Source organism: Paenibacillus mellifer (assembly GCF_023195895.1).
GTDB classification, from domain to species: Bacteria; Bacillota; Bacilli; order Paenibacillales; family Paenibacillaceae; genus Fontibacillus; species Fontibacillus mellifer.
In genome coordinates, this window is sequence record NZ_JALPRK010000027.1 from 1 (window position 1) to 15570 (window position 15570).

Sequence of the window (15570 nt, forward strand, 5' to 3'; positions counted from 1 at the left end):
GATAACCCCAAAAGTGAAGCGAGGCTTCGAAGGTAATTCCGATTACTTTTTGGGCTTGGCGGGGACAATTAGGGGCTAACACGCAAATACGTTTCGTATCCAGTTTTCAAGGATTAAACCTTGAATTTGTGGCTTGGAGAGATACCCAAGTGGCTATAAGGGGACCCTCTGCTAAGGGGTTAGACTGCGTAAGCGGTGCGAGGGTTCGAATCCCTCTCTCTCCGCCATTTGTACAAGCTTATATCGTGGCGGCGTAGCTCAGCTGGCTAGAGCGTACGGTTCATACCCGTGAGGTCGGGGGTTCGATCCCCTCCGCCGCTACCATAATATTTCGGAGGCTTAGCTCAGCTGGGAGAGCATCTGCCTTACAAGCAGAGGGTCGGGGGTTCGATCCCCTCAGCCTCCACCATTATTACGCTTTCGAAACCAATATTACACCGTGCCGGTGTAGCTCAACTGGTAGAGCAACTGACTTGTAATCAGTAGGTTGGGGGTTCAAGTCCTCTCGCCGGCACCATTTACTTCACGCGGAGCCGTGGTGTAGAGGCCTAACATGCCTGCCTGTCACGCAGGAGACCGCGGGTTCGAATCCCGTCGGCTCCGCCATTTATTTAAATATTTCCACCGTAAAGTGGGAAAGTGGCCAACTTCACCGCTTTATTTTTTTGGGAATTTATCGTAAAACATACGGCTCGGTAGCTCAGTCGGTAGAGCAGAGGACTGAAAATCCTCGTGTCGGCGGTTCGATTCCGTCCCGAGCCACTTTTATGCTCCTACATTATTTTCGGGTAATTCGGGAAGCATAAATCATATGGAGGCTTAGCGAAGTGGCCAAACGCAGCAGACTGTAAATCTGTTCTCTGACGAGTTCGGTGGTTCGAATCCATCAGCCTCCACCAGTTTTATGAGCCATTAGCTCAGTTGGTAGAGCACCTGACTTTTAATCAGGGTGTCGAAGGTTCGAGTCCTTCATGGCTCATGTCAAAAGTCGTTGACCTTAGGGTTGACGGCTTTTTTGCGTTAAAGCAGGATTTACGTTTACTTTGGCGGGTATGATAAAATGTATATAATGAACACTAAAATGCTTGGAGAGAAAGGCAACACTATGGATATTAAATTGCTGAAACAGCAAGTGGAGAGGGTCATCGGTACGTCGTTATCGGAGAACGTCCGGGAGACGCAGGCCTGGAACCACGTTATGTCGGAGCGGAGTGGTCAGGATGCAGGTCCTTATCGGATCGATGATCGATGGGTATGGTTCGTGGACCGTGAACCCGGAGGCATACGTGTGCTTGAGACGGAGCTCTCCAAGGTAAGCGAAGCGGAGGCGCGATTAATCCACTTGCTCTTATCCGCGGCTCGCGAATCGTCCCACCCGGTACCCAACCCGAAACGGGACGATGAGACTCGCAGCATCCAATTGGGGGAATGGCTGCAGGAACGCATAGAGCTGGGGGAGTTGAATCTGCCGTTACCGGAACATTTTCCTATGAAGCCAAAGCTGAAGGGTCGAATGCTGCCCTTTTTGCTGAACTGGGAGAGTTCGGGGCAAGGTCAAGCCCTTTCCTTTTCGAAGCTGAACAAGCTCTTGAAGAGTTACTTCGGCAGCGAAGTGATCTTAGTTCCGCTGAAAGAGGATTGGCTAATCCTGCTGGCTGAAGAGCTGTTTATGAGCTTGCGGGAAGAGAGCGAAGAGGCGGCGGAGACGGAACTTGACCTGCTGGGGGCGCTTTGCCAAGGGCTATACGAGCTCGTAACCAACGAATGGGTTGGTGGATTTCATCTGACGGTAGGGGGCACGTTAATTGGTGAGGCGGAACTGGCATCAGCTACGTTGTTTCTACGTCAAACGTTGGCCCTCGGTCGAGTGTTTAATGTAACGGACCCCATTCACTTACCTTGGGAACTGAAGCTGGAGCGCCTCATTTACAGCATTCCTGAGGAACAGCGCCGACAATTTACCCTGGAGCTTGGGGATCGTACCGGACTGTTACAGGACGAGGAGACGTTGACGACGCTGGAGACGTTTTTTGCATTGGATTGTAATGTTAGCGAAACCGCTAAACGACTTTATATTCACCGGAATACGTTATTATATCGGATTGATAAATTCAAACAGGAAACCGGACTGGATGTAAGGACGTTTGACGACGCCGTTTTGGTCAAGCTGGAGCTGCTATTGTATAAAGTGACGAAAAGGCCATGAGTTTTTTGTGCAGTTTGTGGATGGATGGGTGAACTCCTATCGACTAATATATAAATATAAAATGTATCCGATTTCATAAAGGTCATAGAACCCTTAACACCAAATTCATTTATGGGAGGCCAAACACATGGCAGGCGTACGCTTAGAACACATTTTCAAAAAATACCCGGGTGCTGCAAAAGCAACTGTAGAAGACATCAACCTTGATATTGCGGATAAAGAATTCCTCGTACTGGTAGGTCCATCCGGTTGCGGTAAATCCACAACTCTTCGGATGATCGCTGGTTTGGAAGAAATTACAGAAGGTAAATTGTACATCGGCGACCGCGTCGTGAACGACGTTGCTCCGAAAGACCGCGACATCGCGATGGTATTCCAATCCTACGCGCTGTACCCGCACATGAACGTATATCAAAACATGGCGTTCGGTTTGAAACTGCGTAAAGTGAAGAAAGACGAAATCGACCAACGCGTTCGCGAAGCTGCAAAGATCCTCGACATCGAGCATTTGCTGGATCGCAAACCTAAAGCTCTTTCCGGTGGTCAACGTCAACGGGTTGCCTTGGGCCGCGCAATCGTCCGCGATCCACAAGTGTTCCTGATGGACGAACCGCTTTCCAACTTGGATGCTAAACTGCGCGGTCAAATGCGCGCGGAAATCACGAAACTGGTTAAACGTCTGGAAACCACTTGCATCTACGTAACCCATGACCAAATTGAAGCTATGACGATGGGTGACCGCATCGTGGTTATGCACGACGGTATCATCCAACAAGCTGCTTCTCCAGAAGAGCTGTACAACCAACCGGGCAATATCTTCGTTGCTGGCTTTATCGGTTCCCCTACGATGAACTTCGTAAACGGTACTCTGGCAGAAGAAGCTGGTACAGTTCGTTTCAAAGCTACCAACATGGACGTTGTTGTGCCTCAAGGTAAAGCAACCGTTCTGAAAGAAAAAGGCTACATTGGCAAAGAAGTGATCATGGGTATTCGTCCTGAGGACATCCATGAAGAGCCAGTATTCCTGGAAGCTTCGCCGCAAACTGCATTCACCGCTAACGTGTACCTGACAGAAAACCTGGGTCACGAAATGCAATTGTACCTGAACGGTGCTGGCGGCGACGGCCTGATCGCTCGCGTTGACGGCCGCTCCAACACGCGTGAAGGTGACAATGTTAAACTGGCTATTGATATGAACAAAATTCATATCTTCGACAAAGAAACAGAACGCAACGTGTTCTTCAGCTAAACCGTTAAGCGTTGAAGAAGCCGCCCTTCGGGGCGGTTTTTTTGTTAAGCGGGAGAAACGACCGCTTCAAAGCATGGAACCCGGGCTACTCCCGGGGCAATGATTGATTTACGTGACAATTTCCTTTACGATGAATACATTAAGTGATCCTGTAACAAGATGAATGAATGCCGTAAAGGCAGCTTATATTGGAGCCGGAGCTTGTTTGAGATGGATAACCCGTCTGGGATGCCGGCAGGGGAAAGGAAGAGCACCATGGCTAAAAAAGTGAAAGTATCCGAATTGGTCAACCAGTTCGGGCTCGAGGTGGTTTCCGGAGAGCAGGGCTTGAAGCGTGCGATTACGGTCGATGATCTGTATCGTCCGGGTCTGGAGATGGCCGGATATTTTGAATACCACCCGCCGGAGCGCGTTCAGATTTTAGGGAAAACGGAGTTGGCTTTCTTCGAGATGCTTCCGGAGAAGGAGCGCAGAGATCGGATGGAGCGGTTATGCAGCAGTGAAGAGACTCCTTGCATTATCGTCACCCGGTCTTGGAACGTGCCAGAGGAATTAATTGAGATCAGTTCGGAGAAGCAGATCCCGGTCCTTCGCAGCAGCATGGCAACCACCATACTGTCGAGCCGGATCACAAGCTTTCTGGAACGGAAGCTGGCGCCAACGGCGACCATTCATGGGGTTCTCGTCGATGTTTATGGCGTAGGGATGCTGATAACGGGTACCAGCGGAATCGGGAAGAGCGAAACCGCACTTGAGCTGGTGAAGCGGGGTCACCGTCTAATTGCGGACGATGCCGTAGAAATTCGGCAAACCTCGGACAATCAATTGCATGGTTCGGCACCCGAACTGATCCGTCACTTGTTAGAAATCCGCGGTGTCGGGATTATCAATGTCATGACGTTGTTTGGCGCCGGGGCGATCCGCAACAACAAACGGATTACGCTTGTCGTAAGGCTGGAAGCTTGGCAGCAGGAGAAGCAGTATGACCGGTTGGGGCTGGATGAGGAGACGACGCGTATCATCGATACCGATGTGCCGCTGGCCACGATTCCCGTACGTCCCGGGCGGAACTTGGCTGTCATCATCGAGGTGGCTGCGATGAACTTCCGTTTGAAGCGGATGGGGTATAACGCCGCGCTGCAGTTTACGACAAAACTGACCGAAACGATTGCGGAAGATATCGACGATTTGGATTAGGAGCGTGAACGATGGGCACTTTGTTATTAGACCCGATCGCATTTTCCATCGGGGGCTTGAAAGTACACTGGTATGGACTGATTCTAGGAAGCGCTGCATTAGTTGGCCTTCTGTTAGCGGTATGGGAAGGGAAGCGGTTCCGCATTCCCCAGGAATTCTTTATGGACTTGCTGTTACTGGGGGTGCCGTCGGCGATTATCGCCGCGCGAATTTATTACGTCGCATTTATGTGGGACGATTACAAGAATAACTTCTGGGATGTCTTTAAGATCTGGAATGGCGGGATCGCCATCTATGGGGCGCTGATCGGTGCGATTATATGCGCGGTGATCTTTGTTCGGCGCCGGGGTTATAACTTCTGGCGGATCGCCGATATTTGTGCCCCTGGGCTCATTATTGGGCAAATGATCGGGCGTTGGGGGAACTTTGTCAATCAGGAAGCTTATGGCGGTCCGACAACCGAGAGCTTCCTTCGCGAGAACCTGCACCTGCCGTCGTTTATCGTAAATCAAATGAATGTGCAGGGGACGTTCCATCACCCTACCTTTTTATACGAGTCACTATGGAATTTGGTGGGATTGTTCCTGCTTCTAATCTTGCGCAGACAGAAATTTTTGCGCTCCGGCGAATTGTTTGCCTCGTACTTCATCTGGTATTCGATCGGACGATTCTTCATCGAAGCACTTCGGACCGACAGCTTGGCATTCCAAGGGGCAGCTTGGCTCGCCTCGTTCGTGAACGGGCTGTGGTCACCGATGACCTGGTTAGGCTTTGAATTGGGCTATCTGGCCCCGTCTTACGGAAACGTACGTATCTCGCAACTTCTCGCCATTGGGATTGTGATTGCCGCTGTTATTTTCATTATTGTACGCCGTCGTACGGTAAGTGATTTGCCGTACTATAGCGATCCAATTATTTCCACGAAAGTAGCCGCTGCGGGGGTGCCGGGTGTAACGGCAAGTGCCGAACCGGAGAAAGCAGAGCCGGTTAAGCCGATGGAGACGACGGTGGAGGAGCAACCGGAAGTTCCGGAAGAGAAGAAGGAGTAGCGACCACATGATAGACACCGTGTTATTTGATCTGGATGGAACGATCATCAATACCAACGAACTGATTATTACGACATTTGAGCATGTCATTGAAAAAAACGGCTTAAAGCCCCATACCCGGGAAGAAATCATCCCGCATATGGGCATGACGCTGGAGCATCAGCTGCAGATTTTCTCGGGTAGACAGGACGTCGCCGATCTGGTGGCGGATTACCGGAAATACAATCGGGAACGTCATGATGAATTGATCCGTGACTTTCCACATGTGAAGGAAGTGATCTCCAAGCTGCACGACCGGGGGATCACGATAGGCATCGTCACAACGAAAATTAAGGAAACGACGCTGCTCGCCTTGAACATGTTCGGGTTCAAACCGTATATGAAGGCGATCGTAACGGTGGAGGACGTGAAGCATCCTAAGCCGCATCCCGAGCCGATTCTAACGGCGTTGCGCGAGCTGAACGCCGATCCGGCGCGAACACTGATGGTCGGCGATAGTGCGGCGGATCTGCAGTGTGCGAAGGCGGCGGGCGTACAAGCTGCCGGCGTGGCTTGGTCGTTGAAAGGCGAAGCGATGTTGCGCAAGTATGATCCTGACTACATCCTCCAGGATATGACCGATCTCTACGGTATCTTAGGGTGGGAGCCGGTGAAGTCGTGAGACAAGTCAAACGGTATCCTGTCGAAGGGCCCAACGCACTTTGGCAGCTATACCGAACGGTAAGCCCTTGGAAGGGCGTACGCAATTTTATATTTATCCAAATCGCCCGGTACTGCCCGATTCTCTCTGTGAAGAATGCGATTTATCGGCGGGTTCTTGGTATGAAGGTCGGCGAGCATACCGCGTTTGGGCTGATGGTGATGGTTGACGTTTTTTTTCCGGAGCTCATTACAGTGGGACGTAATTCGGTGATCGGTTACAACACAACCATCCTGGCCCATGAGTACCTGATCAAGGAATACCGGCTGGGTGAGGTACGGATTGGCGATGAGGTGATGATTGGGGCGAATAGCACCATTCTCCCGGGCGTTACGATCGGGGACGGCGCAGTCATCGCGGCTGGATCGGTGGTACATAAAGACGTGGCTCCCGGCATGTTTGTGGGCGGCAATCCGCTGCAGGTGCTTGAGCGGAAGAGCCCTAGTTGATGCACGCATGACCTAGGGAACTCGAATTGTCAGTAGGCGCTAACGCTGATCAGGAACGCTATTGTGACTAATTCAGCGCTTTTGAAATTCTAACGACGGTGAGCCACGCTATTTCGAGGAAAACACCTGGTTACGGCAGCAAAAAGAGACAATAAGCATTGTGGTCAGCGTTAGAATTGTAAAACGGTGATTTTGGCGGATATAAGCTTTGTGACAAGCGTTATAAGTTAAGCTGAGTTAAAGAAAAGCGGCCTTGAACCGGTATCTTACTGGTTCAAGGTCGCCTTTTGCTTTATCATTTGAGTGGGATCTTAAATTCTTGGGGTTTGTAGGTGCTGTCCACCACTTCGGTTAAGGTAAAAGTTAACGGTTGCGCGTACGTTTTAGGCTCCAGCTCAAACGTGATGACTTCGGTCGTCGAATCATTCATATAATCGGACGGTTTACCGTCCACTTGAAGGATACGATGCTTTGCACCTTCGCGGTCGGTAAACTCCTCTTCAATTTGAAATGGAAGCCCAACGTCAACTTTTGTTTTTTTCTCGGCATAGATGCGGACTAGTGTACTTTGTTGGTCATGAATTATATTTACCTTTAGGATTGTCGAATCCGTAGCATGAAGTTGATTCTTCTCCGTATCAATAACCAGGTCAAAGGACCTCTTTTTGGTGCTAAGGGTTCCAAAACCGTCGATTTGAAGCGTGACCTCGTTCCAATCCGAGTAATAAAGGCTTTCAAATTCAATCCCCTGAAGATTCACTTCGTTGTTACTCAAAATTTTGTGGTCATAAATTACGTTCTTGGAACGCGTATAGTAGTGAAATTGACTCTCCTGCTTCTCACCTAAGTAGAGCTTCGCCTTAAGGTTGACAGCCATGTGAACATCCGTCCGCATTTGCGGCTCAAAGACGATGATCGTGCTTAACGGACGTATACTCACCTCGCGGATGGCGATCTTTGTACGATTTACCGTGGCGGTCTGTTTGACTGGAACGACCTTCTCCATTCCCTCATAAGGACGGCTGCTCCACGCGATGGGGATCTTTGCAATGGGATCACTATTTGTCACTCTGGAATCTACAGCAAAGCCAGCTTGAGTCGGCGCATCTTGATCAAAGGTGATCTTAAAGTAGCTATGATTAACATCCTTTGAATCAACAAATGATGTACCGCTTTGTCTAGGAAGGTTGATAAATATATCCCCATCCATATCGATCAGATAGCCATAAAAGTTATCAACGGCTTTCACATCCTCAGGATTGACCATCGAATAAAACACCACCACCGTCCTCCCATCCGCCAACACGCCATCAACGGTAACCTTCGTTCCCGCCACTTCCGTCGACTTCCTGATTGGCTGGTATAAGCCGTGTTCGGCGGCCCGTTCCATCTCAGAGGTCATTAAGGCAGAGACATAGTTCGGAATAACCTCGTTCTGGCTGGCTGTGGTGGGTGATAAGGGTGAGCCAACAAACGAGCTACCACTTGGCCAAACGAACAACAACAGCAGGCACATGGCCAGTGTTCCAGCCGCCCCGGCGGTCCAGGCCAGCCCCCGGCGCAGATGCCATTTACCGCGCAGATTTCTTCCCTGCTCCAGGCCATGCCGAATCGCCGCCTCCAGTTGCTCGTCTCCGATCTGCTTCTCGGCGATCCGAACGCCGTCAAAATAACGAGCCAGCAGGTTTTCCTCCCGGTCAACCATAATACAATTCACCTCCGACATCCATATGGCGGCGCAGTTGCTTCAACCCCTGATGCAGCCAGGTCTTGACGGTCCCCTCCGGACAGTCCAGCACCCGGGCAATCTCCGCCAGGGTCATATCTTGGTAATACTTCAGCGTCAACACATGGCGGTATTTCGGCTTAAGCCGATCCAGCGCCGTATCCAGATCCATTTTGAAGACGCTGACCATTTCCCCTGTAGGCTGCACCGTCTCGGCAACGTACGGAAGAACCCGTTTCCGCCGTTTGAGTTCATCGATGCAGCAGTTAATCAGAATCCGGATCAGCCAGGGAACGAAGGCTTCGGGATCTTGTAAAAGTCGGCATTTGATCCAAGCCTTGCACACCGTTTCCTGAATGGCCTCCAGGGCGTCCGACTCGTTGCGCAGATAGCTGTAAGCAATGCCGTAGAGTTTACGCCGATGGTTGGATATCAACTGATAAAAGGCTTGTTCGTCTCCGCTGCAGGCAGCGGCAGCCCATTCTCTCTCTTTCAAATTGGGCTCCTTCCTTCCCGTGTGAAATGCAGCGAACAGGGAGTACCGGCCGGTAACTTTCATTCCCTATGTTAAAGACCGCGAAGAAGGCCAAACGGTTTTACGATCCGCCAACTTCTGGTATAGTGAAAAGAGCACTCGGTAGAAACTTTTCCCATAAACGGGCGTCTAGTACATAAATAAGGCTTCTTCTTAATTATGAATAGGGGTTGGTTGAGTGAGCAAGGTGGTCAAGGAGCGTTTGCCGCAGCTAGACATCTTTCGGGCGTTAGCCATCATCAGCGTGATCCAGGTGCATGCCTCATCGTTCGCAGCGGCGGAACAAGCGTTGAATTCACCGGTCTACTATTTTTATAATTGGATGAACATTTTCTTCAAAATCGGAACTCCGTCCTTCATCTTCCTAAGCAGTTTCGTGCTCTTCTATAATTATTACGATCAGCCGATCAGCCGTAAGCTGGTCAGTAAGTTCTACAAGAAACGCCTTACCTATATTATTTTGCCATATGTATTGGTTTCCTGCTGTTATTTCGTACTGGTAGCAATCTACCGTCACGACTTCATCAATAATTCCAAGCTGTACGAGTTGAAGTTGCTGGGGACGGCGCTGCTGACCGGCACGGCCTACACCCACCTCTATTTCGTATTTATCAGCATTCAGTTCTACCTGTTGTTCCCGCTCTTCTTGTGGTTATTTCAATCCTTTCGCAATCACCGCGTGTGGCTCGCCCTGATCCTCCCGTGTGGTCTGGCGCTGCAATGGGGGTTCGTGTTCTTGAACAAATACGAGCTGCAGCTGCCGAACAAAGCGAGCTACGCGATTTCTTATATGGGTTACTACATGCTAGGCGCGATATTGGCGATCTACTTCGGCAAAGTGAAGGCCTGGCTCTCAACAGAATGGAAAGCGCTGCCGAAACTCCAAAAGGGATGGACGGCCGCCTTATGGATCGGTTGGCTGGTGATCGCTCTGATTCATGTCCAGCTCTGGTATTCGTTCCGTCAGGGCCTCAGCTCGCCGAACTCCCTTTGGTTTGAGCTGTTATGGAATGTGCATTCCTTATTTTCCGCGTTGGTGCTGATGAAGGCGGCCTTTTATATCCAGAGAAAAGGTTCAGGGTTTTGGATTCGATCGCTGACCCGACTGGGTGAGCTCTCCTTTGGTATCTATTTGTTTCATCCGTTTATTCTGCTCGTTTATCGGCTCTTCTGGAGTGAACAAAGGCTGCCCGGCGCTTCACTAGGCTATCTGCTCTACATCGTGGTTGGCTCCTTGGGGGCGTTGTTCCTCTCCTGGGGATTCGTGCAATTCAGCTTCCGGCGACTGCCGTTCGCCGCGTGGTTTCTCGGGAATGTACCGGCGTCTTTACGCAAAAATAAAACGTCCAGGCGGCGGGAAAGCGGGCAAAGCTCATCCGTTGGCGCTAATATGTAACGAACGTGTAAATCAAAGCCGGTCTGGTCTACCAGGCCGGTTTGTTGTATTTTTCGGCGGAATGCAAGGGTTTTGGCTCTCGCTTGGGGAATACTTTAGGGAGGATGATAGAGAGGGAAGTAGCAATTGACGGTCCGAAAGGAAATATGATAAAATTGGGCTACTCTTTACTTTGGTAGTATGGTAGCACTTTAATATAATAAAGGATTCAATGTGAGAGAGAAGAACGGTGAGGTGAAACACTTGTCGAAACCAAAAGGCTTTGAAAAACCAGCGGGTGTCCGCGACTATCTGCCTTTTGCCGTGGATAAACTGCGGGCCATTGAACGGAGTGTGCTGGATTGCATGGCTGGCTGGGGTTACCGGCAGATCATGACGCCAACGATGGAATATTACGATACGGTTGGCGTAGCCAGTTCGACGTCGGATCAGAAGCTGTTTAAATTGTTGAATAATCGGGGCACCACGATGGTGCTTCGTTCCGATATGACGGCGCCGATCGCCCGGGTCGTCTCTTCTTTGCTCAAAGAAGAACCGTTGCCGCTCCGTTTGTCGTATCACGCCAATGTGTTCCGCGCCATCGAGGAAGAGGCGGGACGCGAGGCGGAGTTTTTCCAAACCGGGGTCGAATTGGTCGGAGATGATTCCCCGGATGCCGACGCCGAGGTGATCGCTTTGGCGGTCGCCTCATTGCAAGCCGCGGGCGTGAAGTCGTTTAAAATCGCCGTCGGGCATGTCGGCTTCCTGAACGGTCTGCTGGAAGATGCGGTTCCCGGTCGTGAGGAGATCCAAGAGGCGCTCAAAGACGGGCTGCTGCACCGCGATTACGTCGGTTACCGCGAGACATTGGCGGAGTTGACACTGTCGCCGCAGCAACGCGACGAGCTGGAGGGGATCCTCCGCCTGCGCGGGGGGAAAGAGATCTGCGGCCAAGCGCTGGAGCTGAGCGGGAACACGCTCGCCCAAACGTCGGTTCGGCATCTCAGCCAGCTATGGGATGCGCTGGAGGACTTCGGCGTTGCCGAACACGTGATGATTGATCTGACAATGATCGGGGACTTTTCCTATTATACGGGCATGACGTTTGAAGGATATGCAGCGGAGCTGGGCTTCCCGGTATGCAGCGGCGGACGGTACGACAATTTGCTGCAGCAGTTCGGACGCCCTGCGCCGGCAACGGGCTTCTCGCTCAAGACGAATCGGATCCTGGACGGCGTAGGTGGCCTTGCAGGCGAACCGGAGCTGCCGGTCTTGCTTCAGTACGATGCGCCAAACCGGAAGCAAGCGTTCACCGAAGCGGAACGGCTGCGCGGAGAGGGTCGCAGCGTGCTGATGCGCCGCATCGAGGGTCCTGCGGATCTGCTAAGCGCACCGGAGTCCGCACGTAAGTCAGGGCCGCTGGGAGTATCCTACGGCGATATCCTGACGTTTGTAAGCTTTTGACTCAAGGCATGATGTTGCCTGCAAGGAGGTCGCAATCATTGAAACAGATCATCAAAGTCGCCATGCCCAAGGGGCGTATTTATAAGAAAGCCTCCGCCTTGTTCCGTGAGGCGGGCATCCAGATTCCGGACGATGTGGACGAAACCCGCAAGCTGGTCATTCCCCTTCCGGACATCGGGATGGAGTTTATTCTGGCGAAGCCCGTTGACGTGCCGACCTACGTGGAATACGGGGTAGCCGATATCGGCATCGTCGGCAAGGATGTGCTGATGGAGGAGAATCGCGATGTTTACGAGCTGCTTGATCTCGGCATCGCGCGTTGCCGCATGTCGGTCATCGCGCTGCCGGATTGGAAACCGGGAATTCAGCAACGGGTCGCAACGAAATATCCGAACGTGGCATCGCAATTTTTCCGTGAGCATGGGCAGCAGGTTGAAGTGATCAAGCTAAACGGATCGATTGAGCTGGCGCCGCTGATCGGCCTCGCCGATCGGATCGTCGATATGGTTGAAACCGGGCAGACGCTCAAAGAGAACGGGTTGGTCGAGATGGAGAAGATCTTTGATATCACCAGCCGCTTGGTTGCCAATCGCGTCAGTTACCGGATGAAGAACGCCGAGATCCAAGCCGTATGCGATGCGCTGAGTAAGGTGATTCGGCGGGATGAAGTGAAGCAGGCTTAGAGAGCGGCGCAGCTAAGAACGAGTAGGAAAAGGGAATCGATAGAGCCATATAAGAAAGAAAGCAGGGGGATGCCGGATGATGAAACTGGTATCGGCACAGGATTTTGATTTGCGGCGGGAAGTCGAGTACGGATCGCCGGAACAGAACGAAGCGGTAAAGGAGATCGTCCAAGCGATCAAAATGGAAGGCGATACGGCATTACTTCGTTACACGGAGAAGTTTGACGGCATGAAGCTGGAAGCGTCCGGGCTGCGCGTAACGAAGGAAGAGTTGCAAGCGGCGTATGACGTGGTGGAGCCGTCGTTCGTAACGGCGATTCAGGCGGCTGCTGCGAATATTCGAGCGTTTCACACCCGGCAGAAACGCAACTCCTGGATGGATTTGCAGCCGGACGGGAGCTTGCTCGGACAGATCATCCGGCCGCTGAAGCGCGTCGGGGTATACGTTCCCGGCGGGAAGGCGGCTTATCCTTCCTCCGTGCTGATGAACGTCATCCCCGCACAAGTAGCGGGCGTGCCGGAGATCGTGATGGTAACGCCGCCGGCCACGGGCGGCAGAGCCGGGATCGACCCGTACATTCTCGTGGCCGCGGCGGAAGCCGGCGTGCACGAAATCTATCGGGTCGGCGGGGCCCAAGCGATTGCCGCGCTCGCGTACGGCACGGACACGATCCGGCCCGTTGATAAAATCTGCGGGCCGGGGAACATCTACGTCGCGTTGGCGAAACGCGAAGTATACGGCGTCGTCGATATCGACAGTATCGCCGGTCCTAGTGAAATCGCCGTGCTGGCCGACGACAGCGCCAATCCCGCCTATGTGGCGGCGGATTTGCTGTCCCAGGCCGAACACGACGAGATGGCGTCGGCGATCCTCGTGACGCCGTCGGAGGCGTTTGCGAAGGCGTGCCAGGCCGAGGTGGAGCGGCAGCTGGCCGCGCTGCCGCGGAAGGCGATCGCCGGAGCTTCGATCGAGCGTTACGGCGCGATCATTCTCGTCGATTCGGTGGAAGCCGGGATCGACGTGGTTAATCAGCTAGCGCCGGAGCATTTTGAGCTGATCGTGGAGAATCCGATGGGCTATCTGGGGCGGGTGGAGAACGCCGGAGCGATCTTCCTCGGGCCGTACAGCTCGGAGCCGGTTGGCGATTATTTTGCAGGGCCGAATCATATTATTCCGACCAACGGAACGGCGCGGTTCTCGTCGCCGGTGGATGTGGACGATTTTATCAAGAAATCCAGTGTGATTTACTATAGCAAGGATGCGCTGCTGGAGAACGGGGCGACGATTATGGAGCTGGCGCGTCGGGAAGGCCTGGAAGGCCATGCCCGGGCGATTGAAGTCCGGCTGCAACAGGAAGGAAAGGCGGGGAACGAACATGGCTAATTTGAATAACGGGGGAACGGCGGCTCGCCAATCGAGCGTCAGCCGCAAGACGAACGAGACCGACATCCAGTTGACCTTCGCGGTGGACGGGAGCGGGAACGCTCAGCTGGAGACGGATGTTCCTTTTTTGAACCATATGCTCGATTTGTTCACCAAGCACGGACATTTTGATTTATCGGTCCAAGCGCGCGGCGATATTGAGATCGACGACCATCACACGGTGGAGGATATCGGCATTTGCTTGGGTCAGGTGATCCGGGAGGCGCTGGGCGACAAAAAAGGGATCAAACGTTATTCGAGCGTGTTTATCCCAATGGATGAGGCGTTGGCTCAAGTGGTGATCGACGTCAGCAATCGACCGCATTTCGAATATCGCGCGGAGTATCCTTCGGATCGGGTTGGCAGCTTCGACGTGCAGTTGGTCCATGAGTTTCTGTGGAAGCTGGCGCTGGAAGCCCGCATCACGTTGCACGTGATCGTGCATTACGGCCAGAACACGCATCACATGATTGAGGCGGTATTCAAAGCGCTCGGGCGGGCGCTCGATGAGGCGACGAGCATCGATCCGCGTGTCAGCGGGGTCCCGTCAACGAAGGGAGTGCTATAACGCGATGAACATCGCCATCGTCGATTACGGGATGGGCAACCTGCATAGCGTCAGCAAGGCAGTGGAGCGCCTCGGCTACGAAGGCCGCGTCACGGCGGATGAGGCGCAAATCCTGGCGGCGGACGGCGTGCTGCTGCCGGGCGTCGGAGCTTTCGGCGACGCGATGGAGCATCTGCGCGCGTCGGGATTGGACGCCGTGGTTCGGAAGGCGGCCGATCAAGGTGTGCCGCTGCTCGGCATCTGCCTCGGGATGCAACTGCTCTTCGGCGAAAGCGAAGAGCATGGGCGGAACGAGGGACTCGGCTTGCTGCCGGGCCGAGCGGTGCGGTTTGCGGGCACCGAAGGGTACAAGGTGCCGCATATGGGCTGGAATCGGCTGGCGTTCCGGCAGCCGAAGAACCCGCTGCTCGCAGGGCTGGAAGAGGGACATGTCTACTTCGTCCACTCTTATCATGTGTTAGCCGAGCAGCCGGAGGATGTGCTGGCCGTGACGGACTACGGCCATCCGGTGACCGCCATCGTCGGCCGCGGTAACGTGTTCGGGATGCAATTCCATCCCGAGAAGAGCGGCGAGCTGGGCATGGCGCTGCTGCGCAATTTCTTGAAGCTGGTGGAGCGTCGGCAGGTGGAAGCATAGATTCGCTTATTTTCGCATCCGTTCCGATTTGATATTTAGCGGTAATTTATGGCCTTATTTTAAGGATAAGCTGATTCGGCGGATGATTAGCGGTAAAAAGTGGCGCTATTATAGGGCATGTCGCGCTAAAACTGGTGATTTGGCTGAAATAACGCCATATATTCCCGTTATTTGGCCCGAATCATACGAATGCGTTGAAATAACGCCATATATTCCCGTTATTTGGCCCGAATCATACGAATGCGTTGAAATAACGCCATAAATTACCGTTATTATTCTACGGGATATTCAAAGGAACTGGACCATGTA

The 15570-nt window shown here is 52.7% G+C and carries 14 protein-coding genes and 8 tRNA genes; 20 read left to right on the forward strand and 2 right to left on the reverse strand.

Features of this window, described 5'->3' with window-relative positions; all coding sequences use genetic code 11:
- Positions 1-135 precede the first annotated feature (135 nt).
- The 14 genes from M0651_RS20780 to M0651_RS20845 all read left to right on the forward strand — a co-directional run bounded on the left by M0651_RS20780 (position 136) and on the right by M0651_RS20845 (position 6850).
- Positions 136-227, forward strand: a tRNA-Ser gene (locus M0651_RS20780).
- 20 nt (positions 228-247) lie between these two features.
- Positions 248-324, forward strand: a tRNA-Met gene (locus tag M0651_RS20785).
- 9 nt (positions 325-333) lie between these two features.
- A tRNA-Val gene (locus M0651_RS20790) sits at positions 334-409 on the forward strand.
- A 32-nt stretch (positions 410-441) separates the two neighbouring features.
- Positions 442-517, forward strand: a tRNA-Thr gene (locus M0651_RS20795).
- A 12-nt stretch (positions 518-529) separates the two neighbouring features.
- Positions 530-606: transfer RNA gene (locus tag M0651_RS20800), tRNA-Asp, on the forward strand.
- A gap of 83 nt (positions 607-689) precedes the next feature.
- Positions 690-762 (forward strand) — tRNA-Phe (locus M0651_RS20805).
- Positions 763-813: 51 nt separating this feature from the next.
- Positions 814-899 (forward strand) — tRNA-Tyr (locus M0651_RS20810).
- 7 nt (positions 900-906) lie between these two features.
- Positions 907-979: transfer RNA gene (locus M0651_RS20815), tRNA-Lys, on the forward strand.
- Between the two features lie 126 nt (positions 980-1105).
- Positions 1106-2206, forward strand: coding sequence for a PucR family transcriptional regulator (locus tag M0651_RS20820; protein WP_248553637.1), 1101 nt, complete (start codon positions 1106-1108; stop codon positions 2204-2206).
- Between the two features lie 127 nt (positions 2207-2333).
- Entirely contained in the window at positions 2334-3455 is a 1122-nt protein-coding gene (locus M0651_RS20825) for an ABC transporter ATP-binding protein (RefSeq protein ID WP_068784439.1), read from the forward strand.
- A 255-nt stretch (positions 3456-3710) separates the two neighbouring features.
- Entirely contained in the window at positions 3711-4652 is a 942-nt protein-coding gene (gene hprK, locus M0651_RS20830; protein WP_248553638.1) for an HPr(Ser) kinase/phosphatase, read from the forward strand.
- Between the two features lie 11 nt (positions 4653-4663).
- A complete protein-coding gene (gene lgt, locus M0651_RS20835; RefSeq protein ID WP_248553639.1) occupies positions 4664-5701 on the forward strand; it encodes a prolipoprotein diacylglyceryl transferase in 1038 nt (345 codons plus the stop codon).
- Positions 5702-5708: 7 nt separating this feature from the next.
- Positions 5709-6362: a pyrophosphatase PpaX gene (gene ppaX / locus M0651_RS20840; protein ID WP_248553640.1), complete on the forward strand. Its 654-nt coding sequence runs from the start codon at positions 5709-5711 to the stop codon at positions 6360-6362.
- On the forward strand, positions 6359-6850 hold the full coding sequence (locus tag M0651_RS20845; RefSeq protein WP_248553641.1) for an acyltransferase: 492 nt from the start codon (positions 6359-6361) through the stop codon (positions 6848-6850). Before ppaX ends, M0651_RS20845 begins: the two co-directional genes overlap by 4 nt.
- A gap of 295 nt (positions 6851-7145) precedes the next feature.
- Here M0651_RS20845 and M0651_RS20850 read toward each other — a convergent pair whose 3' ends face one another.
- On the reverse strand, positions 7146-8555 hold the full coding sequence (locus tag M0651_RS20850) for a DUF4179 domain-containing protein (protein ID WP_248553642.1): 1410 nt from the start codon (positions 8553-8555) through the stop codon (positions 7146-7148).
- Complete coding sequence (locus M0651_RS20855; RefSeq protein ID WP_248553643.1) at positions 8548-9072, reverse strand: sigma-70 family RNA polymerase sigma factor; 525 nt, start codon at positions 9070-9072, stop codon at positions 8548-8550. The genes M0651_RS20850 and M0651_RS20855 overlap by 8 nt, the downstream gene beginning before the upstream one ends.
- Positions 9073-9289: 217 nt before the next feature.
- Here M0651_RS20855 and M0651_RS20860 point away from each other — a divergent pair, with 217 nt between their 5' ends.
- The 6 genes from M0651_RS20860 to hisH all read left to right on the forward strand — a co-directional run bounded on the left by M0651_RS20860 (position 9290) and on the right by hisH (position 15261).
- On the forward strand, positions 9290-10507 hold the full coding sequence (locus M0651_RS20860; protein ID WP_248553644.1) for an acyltransferase: 1218 nt from the start codon (positions 9290-9292) through the stop codon (positions 10505-10507).
- 243 nt (positions 10508-10750) lie between these two features.
- The gene (locus M0651_RS20865; protein WP_248553645.1) at positions 10751-11950 is read left to right on the forward strand and encodes an ATP phosphoribosyltransferase regulatory subunit; all 1200 of its coding nucleotides are present in this window, start codon (positions 10751-10753) and stop codon (positions 11948-11950) included.
- Positions 11951-11961: 11 nt separating this feature from the next.
- Complete coding sequence (gene hisG, locus M0651_RS20870) at positions 11962-12633, forward strand: ATP phosphoribosyltransferase (protein ID WP_372491025.1); 672 nt, start codon at positions 11962-11964, stop codon at positions 12631-12633.
- Between the two features lie 79 nt (positions 12634-12712).
- Entirely contained in the window at positions 12713-14017 is a 1305-nt protein-coding gene (gene hisD / locus M0651_RS20875; protein ID WP_248553687.1) for a histidinol dehydrogenase, read from the forward strand.
- Positions 14010-14624 carry an imidazoleglycerol-phosphate dehydratase HisB gene (hisB, locus tag M0651_RS20880; RefSeq protein ID WP_248553646.1) on the forward strand — a complete coding sequence of 205 codons (615 nt, stop codon included), beginning with the start codon at positions 14010-14012 and terminating at the stop codon, positions 14622-14624. Before hisD ends, hisB begins: the two co-directional genes overlap by 8 nt.
- Before the next feature lie 4 nt (positions 14625-14628).
- Positions 14629-15261, forward strand: coding sequence for an imidazole glycerol phosphate synthase subunit HisH (gene hisH, locus M0651_RS20885; RefSeq protein WP_248553647.1), 633 nt, complete (start codon positions 14629-14631; stop codon positions 15259-15261).
- Positions 15262-15570 lie beyond the last annotated feature (309 nt).

What these genes read in the sequence shown, in the direction of transcription:
- M0651_RS20820 (WP_248553637.1), top strand. Translation starts at nt 1,106, where the DNA reads ATGGATATTAAATTGCTGAAACAGCAAGTGGAGAGGGTCATCGGTACG.
- M0651_RS20825 (WP_068784439.1), top strand. Translation starts at nt 2,334, where the DNA reads ATGGCAGGCGTACGCTTAGAACACATTTTCAAAAAATACCCGGGTGCT.
- hprK (WP_248553638.1), top strand. Translation starts at nt 3,711, where the DNA reads ATGGCTAAAAAAGTGAAAGTATCCGAATTGGTCAACCAGTTCGGGCTC.
- lgt (WP_248553639.1), top strand. Translation starts at nt 4,664, where the DNA reads ATGGGCACTTTGTTATTAGACCCGATCGCATTTTCCATCGGGGGCTTG.
- ppaX (WP_248553640.1), top strand. Translation starts at nt 5,709, where the DNA reads ATGATAGACACCGTGTTATTTGATCTGGATGGAACGATCATCAATACC.
- M0651_RS20850 (WP_248553642.1), bottom strand. Translation starts at nt 8,555, where the DNA reads ATGGTTGACCGGGAGGAAAACCTGCTGGCTCGTTATTTTGACGGCGTT.
- hisG (WP_372491025.1), top strand. Translation starts at nt 11,962, where the DNA reads ATGTTGCCTGCAAGGAGGTCGCAATCATTGAAACAGATCATCAAAGTC.
- hisD (WP_248553687.1), top strand. Translation starts at nt 12,713, where the DNA reads ATGAAACTGGTATCGGCACAGGATTTTGATTTGCGGCGGGAAGTCGAG.
- hisB (WP_248553646.1), top strand. Translation starts at nt 14,010, where the DNA reads ATGGCTAATTTGAATAACGGGGGAACGGCGGCTCGCCAATCGAGCGTC.
- hisH (WP_248553647.1), top strand. Translation starts at nt 14,629, where the DNA reads ATGAACATCGCCATCGTCGATTACGGGATGGGCAACCTGCATAGCGTC.